The sequence below is a fragment of the Lactobacillus porci genome, assembly GCF_009695985.1.
In the GTDB taxonomy this organism is placed as follows: Bacteria; Bacillota; Bacilli; order Lactobacillales; family Lactobacillaceae; genus Lactobacillus; species Lactobacillus absianus.
This window is the reverse complement of the sequence record NZ_VUMX01000043.1, coordinates 1-10169: the sequence shown is the minus strand read 5'-3', so window position 1 is coordinate 10169 and position 10169 is coordinate 1. Positions and strand designations below refer to the sequence as shown.

Here is a 10169-nt window from a genome sequence, read left to right as displayed (position 1 = left end):
TGAGATTTCCCATTTCTTCAAGAAAGTAAGACACCTCAGAGACGATGAGGTAGATAGGCCGGGAGTGGAAGAGCCGCGAGGCTTGGAGCGGACCGGTACTAATCAGTCGAGGACTTGACCAAAGCGAGGCAATCCGGTTTTTGCTTGGATGAAGGTATTCAGTTTTGAGCGTGCAAGCTCAAAGAAAAGAGTGCGGTGGCAGTGGCAAGAAGGATACACCTGTTCCCATGCCGAACACAGAAGTTAAGCTTCTTCGCGCCGAAAGTAGTTGGTGGGAAACTGCCTGCGAGGATAGGGCGCTGCCGCGCGAAGCAAGAGTCAGACGGAAGTCTGGCTCTTTTTGTTTTGTATAAGACTTTCCAAGCGTAGACTAATTTTCAACCGGTACCACGCGTATCAGCTATATTTCCGCGTAGGCCCTGGAGAAACGGCATAAGGGCAATTTTGCTTGATCGGCCTGGGGGACGTGTTATAAGCTCTTTTTAAAGCGTCAGGGCTGGTTTTTGATACATAAGTCAGCCTATCTTCGATTTGGACAAGGGATTGATTTTTCTGGCAATTTTGGCTTGTTTTTTTAGCGCTTTGCCAGAATAATTGTTATAGTTGTTAATAGTTGCAAAGACAAATTTTTCAAGCTTCTAAGCAGGAGATGAAACTGAATGAGAGAGACCCCGAAATACGTGCTGATTGCCAACCAGCTTAGGCAGGAAATCGCTGAGGGCAAGTACGCTCCTGGCGACCAGCTGCCCCAGGAAATGGCGATTGCCAACAATTTCAACGTTAGCCGGATCACGGTTCGCAATGCCCTGCAGCAGCTGGAAAACGATGGACTGATCTACCGGGTTCAGGGGGCTGGCACCTTTGTCAAAGAGACGGAAAGCAACAATCCTGGTCAGCAGGACTATGATAATTTTGAAGTCATTGACTTTGCCCGTGACCAGGTCAAGCTGCTGGACTTCCGTGTGGCCAAGCCGACTAAGGACTTGCAGGATGGCTTGGAGCTGACCCAGTTTGACTTATGCTACCAGATCAAGCGGGCCATTTACTATTGCGACCACCTGATCGGGCTTCAGAAGCTGGCCCTGCCGGTTAAAGTGGTCCAAGGGCTGGGCATGAATGTCCTGCAGCAGTCGATCTATCCTTTCCTGGAGAATGATTTGGACCTCAACATCAGTTCAGCGGAAAGAGAATATACAATCGTTGATGCCAACGAAGAACTGGCCAAAGATTTGTCCTGTCCAGCCGATGAAAAGCTGCTGATGGTTGAACAGAAGTCATATTTGACAAGTCAGCAGATTTTCGAGTACGCCCAGACTTACTTTAAGACGGCTGGGTTCAGCATTAAGCGGATTTTACGCTATAAATAGGCCGGCAGGTGGCTCACAAGACAAATGCTCTAAAAGTGAATAAGCGCAAGCAACCCTTGAAGGATCAGCCTTCAAGGGCTTTTTGTTCTGCTGAGCAAAATATTTGTAATAACAAATTTAGAAAGGTATTGACAATATGAAAGGGCTTGCTAGAATATAGAGTGTAAACGTTATCAGGAATTGAATTTGTTAATACAAATGTTTTGTTAGGAGGAATTAGTATTATGACTAAGAAGATTGCACTTTTCTGCAGCGGTGGTTTTTCAACCAGTTTGGTAGCGAAGAAGATGCAGGACGTCTACACGGCTGAAGGCGATGACGTCAAGGTTGAGGCCTACGACCTGGGGATGGCCGACGAACTTGGCGATGACGTTGATGCAATCGTTCTGGCACCACAAGTTGCCTGGGATGAAGACTCAATCAAGAAGGAACACCCGAACACCAAGGTTGTTGCCTTGACCATGCAGCAATTTGGCTCAATGGATGGTGCAACGGTGGTTAAGGCTTTGAAAGAGGAAGGAATCTAACGATGACTGGCTTACAAAAATTCCAGGCCAATTTTACCAAAGTCGCTGGTAAAATCGCGGCCAATAAATTTCTGCTGACCCTGCGGGACTCCTTCATCATTGTGGCGTCCACATCCATGATCGCTGGTTTCGCGATCATGCTGCAAAACGTCTTTATTGATCCAATCAATGGCTTGATCTTTGGCAAGCAAGGCTTGCAATTGGGCCGCATGATTGCTGGCTCTTGGTCAGCCTGGCAGGTCAATGGCTTCTGCAAGGCCTTGCAGAACTTCGCCAATTTGATCGGCTTGGTCTCCAATGGTTCTTTGAACGTCTTCGCGCTGCTCTTGGTGGTGATTTTCGCCAACACCTTCTCAAGAAAGTACTACCCGAAGTCCAAGGAACACATGACGGACGTCCTGTACGCTTTAGGGGCCTTCTTCATCTGCCTGCCATGGAACTTCTCTTACACGCCAACTGGCTCAAAGAAGGCAATTGACGTTCTGAACTACATCGATACCTCTTACCTGGGGACCAAGGGCGTCTTCGCGGCCTTGCTGATCTCCGCTTCAGCGGTTTGGATCTACAACAAGATGCTGTCCAAGAACATCACCATCAAGATGCCTGACTCAGTGCCGCCTGCAGTTGCCCGCTCCTTTGAATCATTGATTCCAGGGACCGTGACGATGGGCGTCTACATTATCCTGACTGGGCTGTCAACGACGCTGGCTGGTCAAACCATGCCAGAACTGCTGCTGACCCTTCTACAAAAGCCGGCCATGGCGATCTCCTCAACCGGTGCCTTTGCCTTCGTTTCTCAGACTACCTGGAGCCTGCTGCAATGGTTCGGGATTCACCCAACTTCCATCTGGGGCCCAATCTTTGGCTTGACCTGGAACATCAACGACACGCAGAACATGCTGGGGCAAGCGCACCACATCTACTCAACCCTGTTCATGAACTTCGCAACGATCGCTGCCGGCTCATGCTCAGTCGCACCAGTATTGGCCATTAAGCTCTTCTCCAAGAGAATCGCGGCCAAGAAGATCTCCAACATCGCCTTGATGCCAGCGATCTTCAACATTTCTGAACCAATCACCTTTGGTCTGCCAATCATCATGAACCCAATCTACTTCGTGCCATGGCTGCTTTGCCAACCAGTAGCCTTCTATATTGGGATCTTCTTCACTAAGATCGGTTTTATCGGGCCAATCGTCAACAACGTGCCATGGACGGTGCCAACCTTGCTCTCCGGCCTGCTTTACACGGGCAGCATCAAGGGCTTGATCGTCCAAGCAATCATCCTCTTCGTATGTACGGCTCTCTACGTGCCATTCGTGCGCATGGACAACCGGCTGAACCCAGATGATCCAATGGACAAAATGTCCAAGGCCGTTGCTGAATAACTAGTTTAAGGATTAAAAAGGAAAATCAATCATGGATGAAAAACAACTTGCCAAGGCAATGCAGCTGATTTCTTTTGCCGGCGACTCCAAGTCGGCTTCAATTCGGGCAATGAAAGCCGCTGAGGATGGCGACTTTGCTGAAGCTGAAAAGCTGCTCAAGCAGGCCCATGATTCCCTCCACCAGGCCCACAACATTCAAACGGCCTGGATGTCAGCGGAAATGGGCGGCGAGGAAGTCGAAAAGTCGCTGCTGCTGATTCACTCACAGGATCACTTTATGGCCGCGGATATTATGATGACGGTTGCTGAAAAGCAGCTGAATCTGCAAAAAGAAATCCAGTCTTTGCGGGAAAAATTGCAATAGGTGAAGAATCATGGCTAGAAAACTTTTAGCGGATATTTTTCAAGACGGCATGGTTCTGCCGATTCATAAGGATTTTCGTCTGGGCGGGCAAGCCGCCAGTGGGGCGGCCGTAACGGTCAGTTTCCTAGGTGAGGCCTATCAGGTCCAGGCGGATGAGCAAGGCCACTGGCAGGTGACCCTGCCAGCCTACGACCAGCAGGAACTGGACGAACTGACGGTGACCAGCGGCGGAAAGACCCAATGCCTGCGCGGCCTGCATTTTGGCCGGGTTCTGCTCCTGAGCGGCCAGTCGAACATTGAGTATCGCCTGAAGGACGACGCGGAATTTGCTCATGTCAAAGCCGACCTGGCGGCGGGCCACCACCCGAATTTGTACTATTACAACTGCCCGCAGATCGACTACCGCGACCCGGAAACCGGGACGGTCAAGCCAGCCGCGGCTGAAGAAAAGTGGCAGGAAGTAAATGCTGAAACGGCCGGCGAAATGTCGGCCATCGGCTTTTACTGCTTAGCTAAATTGCAAAAGCTTGACCCAAGCCAGATTTACGCGGCAGTAGACTGCTTCAAGGGCGGCACGTCAGCCTCAAATTGGCTGCCGGTCGACCTTTTGAAAGATGATCCAGAATTGCAGGCCGCCTTTGTTGATCCGTATGAAGCTGCCATTAAAGGCAAAAGCTGGGCGGATTTTGACCGGGAAACCGCCAAGTGGCAGGCCGCGGTTGACCAGCACAATGCCGACCTCAAACAGTATTTGGACCAGCACCCAGAGAGCAGCTTGAGCCAGGCCAAGAATATCGTTGGCCACACGCCTTGGCCGCCGCCAATGCGGCCAGACAGCTACCTGCGCCCAGGCGCTCTTTACGAGACGATGGTCAGCCAGATCCAGGACATTACCGTAACCGACTGGATCTGGTATCAAGGAGAAAACGACACCGACCGACCAAGATACTACTCAAAACTTCTCAATTTACTGCTTAAAACCTGGCGTCGTTTGCTCGCTGACCCGTCTTTGCCAGTTAAGCTGATTCAGCTGCCTGGCTACGCGGACAATCCAGAAAACAGCGTGGCGCTGATCCGGCAGACTCAGCTGGAAACGGCGCGAAAAGATCCTTACGTTGACCTGGTTTCCATTGCCGACCTGGGGGAGGCGCACAACATTCACCCAACCCATAAAAGGTCGGCTGGCGAGCGCCTGGGTATCTGCATGTCCGGGGAATCATACCCGGCAACTCCGCAAGTGACAGCCTTCAAGCAAGAGGGAGACCAGATCAGCTTCAAAGTGACCAACAGCTTTAAGCTGGAAGTTACCGGCGAAGTCAGAGTCAGCTTCCAAGTTGAAAAGCAGACTTGGCTGCCAGATCAACCGGTCAAGCTGCAACTTAAGGGACAAACGGTCAGTTTGCCTTGTCCAGATAAGGCAACTGGTCTGCGCTACGGCTATGCCAATTATCCGGACTTAGCCATCTACAATGAACTCGGTGCCCCTCTGGCACCTTTTGAAAAGATTTTTTCTAAAAATGACAAGGTGAACGAACAATGAATTTAGCAGCAATCGACATTGGCGGCAGCAGCATCAAGTTCGCGACCTGGGAAGACGGGCGCCTGCAGAAGGTGCATGCCCTGCCAACCCCGGATAATCTGGCGGACTTTTACCAGCTGCTGGACGGCGAAGTGGCCAAGATCAAGGCTGAAAGCCAGGTGAGCGGGGTAGCCATCTCTTCACCAGGCGCCGTGAACAAGCGAAGCGGCGTGATTGAAGGAGCAAGTGCCCTGCCTTACATTCACAATTTCCCAATCGTGCCGAAGCTGGAAGAGCTTTTCGGATTGCCGGTCAGCATCGAAAACGACGCCAACTGCGCCGCTTTGGCCGAACTGGCCGCTGGTGCCGGCAAAAACAATTCCTCCTTGGCCTTCCTGGTCATCGGCACTGGCGTTGGCGGAGCCATCATCTTCAACCGGCAGATTTGGCATGGAGCCCACCTCTATGGGGGTGAGTTTGGCTACCAAACCACGGCCCAAGCGGGCATGACCTTGAGCCAAGCGGCTTCGCCGGTGCAAATGGCGGAGCGCTACAGCCGGGAAAGCGGCCATGAGGCTTCCGGCAAGGAAGTCTATGACCTGGCCAAAGAAGGCGACCAGCTGGCGCTTAAGGAAAGAAACCGATCAATCAAGGCCTTGGCTGAGGCGATCTACAACCTGCAGCATGGCTTTGATCCAGAAAAGATCATCATTGGCGGAGCAATTTCCAACAATCCTGACCTGCTGACCCTTTTGAATGAAGAAATCAGCCGGATTCGCCAAGAAGTTGGCATTGCTACCGTCAAGCCGGAATTAGCCGTATGCGAGTACCGCGGGGAAGCCAACCTGCGGGGATGCGTCTATGATTTTGAACAAGAACATGGAGAGAAATAATGCTGAAGTTTCCAGATAATTTTGCCTGGGGGGCTGCCTGCTCAGGCCCGCAGACCGAAGGCCGCTTTAACAAGTGCCACCGCAACGTCTTTGACTACTGGTACGACACTGACCCGCAAGCCTTTTATGGTGGGGTCGGGCCAGATACGGCGTCAAACTTTTACAATGATTACCAGAAAGACCTGCCTTTGATGAAAGAGGCCGGGATCAAGCACCTGCGGACCTCAATCCAGTGGTCCCGCTTGATTGCCGACTTTGAAACCGGTGAGGTTGATCCAGACGGGGCCAAGTTTTACAGCGACTTGATCGATTGCATGCTGGCCAACGGGATCGAACCTTACATGAATCTCTGCCACTTCGACATGCCATATGAATTGCAAAAGAAGTATGGCGGCTGGGAAGACAAGCATGTCGGTGACCTCTTTGCCAACTTTGCCGACAAGTGTTTTGAGCTTTACGGCGACCGGGTCAAGCACTGGTTCACCTTCAATGAGCCCAAGGTGATTATCGACGGGGCTTACTTGTACAAGTTCCACTACCCACTTAAGGTCGATGGCCCATTGGCAGTCCAGGTGACCTACAACATCAACCTGGCTTCTGCCAAAGCCATTCAGAAGTTCCGCTCCCGCTTCAATGACGATGACCACACGGTTGGGATCATTTTGAACCTTACGCCGGCTTACCCAAGATCAAATGAGCCGGCTGACCTGGAAGCTGCCGAATTTGCTAACCTGTGGTGCGTTGACCTGTGGCTGCAGGCAGCCATCAAGGGGACTTTCCCAGAAAGAATCGTCGAAATTCTGACTGATGATGGCGTCTTGTGGGATGCCAGCCAGGAAGAGCTGGACTTGATCAAGGCCAACACGATCGACCTGCTGGGCGTCAACTACTACCAGCCGATGCGGGTTCAAGCCCCAGCAATTTCACCGAAGAGCTTGCAGGATTGGATGCCGGATATTCACTTTGACAACTACGAGATGCCGGGCCGGGTCATGAATGTCGACAAGGGCTGGGAAATCTACCCCAAGGCCTTGTACGACATTGCCATTAATCTCCGTGACAACTACGGCAACTTCCCGTGGTTTGTCTCTGAAAACGGCATGGGCGTATCCAGAGAGGAACGCTTCCTGGACGACAAGGGCGAAGTACAAGACGACTACCGGATCAACTTTATCCGCGACCACCTGAAATGGCTGCACAAGGGGATCAGTGAAGGGGCCAACTGCAAGGGCTACTTCCTGTGGACGGCAATTGACAACTGGTCCTGGATGAACGCTTACCGGAACCGCTACGGGCTGATCCGCGACGACATTCACACCCAGAAGAAGACCTTGAAGAAGTCAGCCTACTGGTACCGGAAGCTGAGCGACAGCAATGAGCTGGACGCGGATTGATTTTTGTTGATTTTTGCAAGATCTTTCGCTGATTTTTCCCAATCCGACCGCAAAATAGCTTATGATGTTAGTGGAGTAAATTAAGCAAGCGGAAACACAATCGAAGGTGCAAAGGAGACTAAATGCAAATGGCAGAACCATTATTTTTGGAGCCAGTTTTTCATGAAAAAATCTGGGGCGGCACTGGCCTGCGCGACGAGTTTGGCTATGACATTCCCAGCGACCATACCGGTGAAGCTTGGGCGATTTCAGCCCACCCGCACGGCCCGGCAAGCATCAAGAACGGCCCTTACCAGGGCATGAAGCTGAATGAATTGTGGGACCAGCACCGGGAGCTTTTCGGCAACGCCAAGGGCGATGTCTTCCCGCTTTTGACCAAGATTTTGGACGCCAACCAAGACTTGTCCGTCCAAGTGCACCCGGACAATGAATATGCCCGGATTCACGAGGGAGAATTGGGCAAGACTGAATCATGGTACGTCATCAAGGCCAAGCCTGGCGCCAAGCTCTACTACGGCCACAATGCCCAGACGCGGGAAGAATTCGCGGACATGATCCACCACAAGGAGTGGAAGAAGCTCCTGCGGACGGTGCCAGTTCACGAAGGCGACTTCTTCTACGTGCCGCACGGCATGGTGCACGCGGTTGGGGCTGGGATCATGGTTTTGGAAACCCAGCAGTCCAGCGACACGACCTACCGGATGTACGACTTTGACCGGGTTGACAAGAAGACCGGCAAGCTGCGCCAGCTCCACCTGCAGCAATCCATCGATACCGTTGAAGTGCCGTTCAAGATGCCTAAGCTCAACCATAAGGAATGGGACGTTGGCGGCGTGCACGTCACCCAATTCGTGATGGCGGAATACTTTGGCGTCTTCAAGCTCGACGTTGCCGGGCGCGGGGACTTTACGATCGATGACGGCAAGTACCGTCTTTTATCAGTGATTGACGGTGAATGCAAGCTGAAAATTGGTGATCAAGTTTATGATATTAAGAAAGGCGATCACCTGATTCTGCCAACCACGATTTCCCGCTATACTTTAGAAGGCAAGGCGCTCATCATCGGCTCTAAGCCTGGCGATGAATCTTAGTTTTATTTTGTATTAAATAGGTATAGGTGAAATTATGACTAACACATTTGTAGGCAGCGTTGAAGCTGGCGGTACCAAGTTCGTTTTGGCGGTAGCTGATGAAAACAACCAGATCGTGGCTGAAGGCCGGATCCCAACCACGACCCCTGAAGAAACCCTGCAAAAGAGCGTGGAATTCTTCAAGGAGCACCCAGTAGCCGCCTTGGGCGTCGCTTCATTTGGTCCGGTAGACATCAACCCGAATTCAAAAACCAATGGCTACATCTTGAAGACCCCAAAGCCAGACTGGTCCATGACCGACCTGAAGGGGACCTTTGAGCGCGAGCTCGGCGTGCCGGTTTTCCTGACGTCAGACGTTAACGGCTCCTGCTACGGGGAATACGTGGCCCGCGGCAGAAACAATGACCAGACCTACCTGTACATCACCATCGGGACTGGCATTGGCGGTGGCATTATCCAAAATGGCCACTTCATTGGCTACAACAACCACCCGGAAATGGGCCACATGCCGGTCGTCCGCTACCCAGGCGACGACTATGAAGGCCACTGCCCATTCCATGGCGCCTGCGTTGAAGGGATGGCGGCCGGCCCAAGCCTGGAAGGGCGGACTGGCATCAAGGGCGAAAAACTGGCCCGCGACAACAAGGTCTTTACCTACATCCAATACTACGTGGCCCAATGCCTGTTCAACGCCTACCTGACCACCCGGCCAGACGTGATGATCGTTGGCGGCTCAGTCTTAAACGAAGACGACCTCAAGGGGGTCCGCGCATTCTTCGCCAAGCTCAACAACGACTACGTTGCAACGCCTGACCTGGATGAACTGATCGTACGGCCAGCCGTAGCCAACAATGGCTCAGCAACCCTGGGCGACTTTGAATTGGCAAAGAGCCTGCTGAAATAGGCAGTTAAGCCAGAAGCAAATCCAACAAGAAAACCGTTGATCGCGTGATCAACGGTTTTCTTTTGCTTTGGAAAAATCAGCTTTTATTACGTTGAGGGCGAGAAAACTTGGCATTTCAATGCCGAGTTGAATCGCCCTCTTTTTTTTGCTTTAACACGTGAACGTTAGTTCGGTATGCGATATAATATAAATAGCTAAAGAACTGAAATCGCTGGAAGAAGGTGCAACTCATATAGTTAAATACGAATTCAGGAATGATGAGCCAGATATCATCCATGGACGAGGCTACGCATACAACCTCAATTACCACATCGTCTGGTGTACCAAGTATCGCAACCAAGCATTGGCTAATCCGATTATTGTCGATTCACTCAAGGACAAGATCCTGCAGATCTGCCGTGAGAATGAGTATACGGTCAAGGCCCTGGAAATAATGCCAACTCACGTGCATATTCTGCTGTCTGCCAAACCCAAAGAGAGCGTGACAAATATCGTCAAGAAGCTCAAAGGCATTACGGCCAAGTGGCTTTTTGAAAAGTACCCGGAAACGATGAAGGAATACTTCTGGGGTGGTCACGTCTGGTCACTGAGCTATTACGCAGGAAGCATTGGAGTGACAACCGAAGCTGTCGTCAAGAAATACATTGAGACGCAATGGAATAGACCGTTTCACTAAACGCTAGAAAGGAGGAAGCGACATGGCAATACGCAAGCGCAAGTCAGAT

10 protein-coding genes and 2 rRNA genes are annotated in these 10169 nt (G+C 51.5%); all 12 read left to right on the top strand.

The features are described 5' to 3' along the window. Positions 1 to 122: ribosomal RNA gene (locus tag FYJ62_RS09810) — 23S ribosomal RNA — on the top strand; the annotation flags it as partial. Between the two features lie 69 nt (positions 123 to 191). Further along, positions 192 to 308, top strand: a 5S ribosomal RNA gene (rrf, locus tag FYJ62_RS09805). A gap of 351 nt (positions 309 to 659) precedes the next feature. After that, positions 660 to 1367 (top strand): GntR family transcriptional regulator, encoded by a 708-nt coding sequence (locus FYJ62_RS09800; protein WP_154549502.1) that lies wholly within the window; start codon positions 660 to 662, stop codon positions 1365 to 1367. Between the two features lie 224 nt (positions 1368 to 1591). Further along, complete coding sequence (locus tag FYJ62_RS09795) at positions 1592 to 1894, top strand: PTS sugar transporter subunit IIB (protein ID WP_154549501.1); 303 nt, start codon at positions 1592 to 1594, stop codon at positions 1892 to 1894. 2 nt (positions 1895 to 1896) lie between these two features. Beyond that, positions 1897 to 3279, top strand: coding sequence for a PTS sugar transporter subunit IIC (locus FYJ62_RS09790; RefSeq protein ID WP_154549500.1), 1383 nt, complete (start codon positions 1897 to 1899; stop codon positions 3277 to 3279). A 31-nt stretch (positions 3280 to 3310) separates the two neighbouring features. Then, positions 3311 to 3643, top strand: coding sequence for a PTS lactose/cellobiose transporter subunit IIA (locus FYJ62_RS09785; protein WP_154549499.1), 333 nt, complete (start codon positions 3311 to 3313; stop codon positions 3641 to 3643). A 10-nt stretch (positions 3644 to 3653) separates the two neighbouring features. Beyond that, positions 3654 to 5183 carry a sialate O-acetylesterase gene (locus FYJ62_RS09780; RefSeq protein WP_154549498.1) on the top strand — a complete coding sequence of 510 codons (1530 nt, stop codon included), beginning with the start codon at positions 3654 to 3656 and terminating at the stop codon, positions 5181 to 5183. Continuing rightward, positions 5180 to 6055: an ROK family protein gene (locus tag FYJ62_RS09775; protein ID WP_154549497.1), complete on the top strand. Its 876-nt coding sequence runs from the start codon at positions 5180 to 5182 to the stop codon at positions 6053 to 6055. Before FYJ62_RS09780 ends, FYJ62_RS09775 begins: the two co-directional genes overlap by 4 nt. Further along, a complete protein-coding gene (locus FYJ62_RS09770) occupies positions 6055 to 7449 on the top strand; it encodes a glycoside hydrolase family 1 protein (RefSeq protein WP_154549496.1) in 1395 nt (464 codons plus the stop codon). Before FYJ62_RS09775 ends, FYJ62_RS09770 begins: the two co-directional genes overlap by 1 nt. Before the next feature lie 128 nt (positions 7450 to 7577). After that, positions 7578 to 8540 (top strand): type I phosphomannose isomerase catalytic subunit, encoded by a 963-nt coding sequence (locus tag FYJ62_RS09765; RefSeq protein ID WP_154549495.1) that lies wholly within the window; start codon positions 7578 to 7580, stop codon positions 8538 to 8540. Between the two features lie 34 nt (positions 8541 to 8574). After that, the gene (locus FYJ62_RS09760) at positions 8575 to 9444 is read left to right on the top strand and encodes an ROK family protein (RefSeq protein ID WP_154549494.1); all 870 of its coding nucleotides are present in this window, start codon (positions 8575 to 8577) and stop codon (positions 9442 to 9444) included. Between the two features lie 232 nt (positions 9445 to 9676). Beyond that, on the top strand, positions 9677 to 10120 hold the full coding sequence (tnpA, locus tag FYJ62_RS09755) for an IS200/IS605 family transposase (RefSeq protein ID WP_407657308.1): 444 nt from the start codon (positions 9677 to 9679) through the stop codon (positions 10118 to 10120). Positions 10121 to 10169: the final 49 nt, after the last annotated feature.

Excerpts from the sequence above, each read along its gene's own strand:
- FYJ62_RS09790 (WP_154549500.1), top strand. The coding sequence starts at position 1,897 with ATGACTGGCTTACAAAAATTCCAGGCCAATTTTACCAAAGTCGCTGGT.
- FYJ62_RS09760 (WP_154549494.1), top strand. The coding sequence starts at position 8,575 with ATGACTAACACATTTGTAGGCAGCGTTGAAGCTGGCGGTACCAAGTTC.
- FYJ62_RS09780 (WP_154549498.1), top strand. The coding sequence starts at position 3,654 with ATGGCTAGAAAACTTTTAGCGGATATTTTTCAAGACGGCATGGTTCTG.
- FYJ62_RS09800 (WP_154549502.1), top strand. The coding sequence starts at position 660 with ATGAGAGAGACCCCGAAATACGTGCTGATTGCCAACCAGCTTAGGCAG.
- FYJ62_RS09775 (WP_154549497.1), top strand. The coding sequence starts at position 5,180 with ATGAATTTAGCAGCAATCGACATTGGCGGCAGCAGCATCAAGTTCGCG.
- FYJ62_RS09770 (WP_154549496.1), top strand. The coding sequence starts at position 6,055 with ATGCTGAAGTTTCCAGATAATTTTGCCTGGGGGGCTGCCTGCTCAGGC.
- FYJ62_RS09795 (WP_154549501.1), top strand. The coding sequence starts at position 1,592 with ATGACTAAGAAGATTGCACTTTTCTGCAGCGGTGGTTTTTCAACCAGT.
- FYJ62_RS09785 (WP_154549499.1), top strand. The coding sequence starts at position 3,311 with ATGGATGAAAAACAACTTGCCAAGGCAATGCAGCTGATTTCTTTTGCC.
- FYJ62_RS09765 (WP_154549495.1), top strand. The coding sequence starts at position 7,578 with ATGGCAGAACCATTATTTTTGGAGCCAGTTTTTCATGAAAAAATCTGG.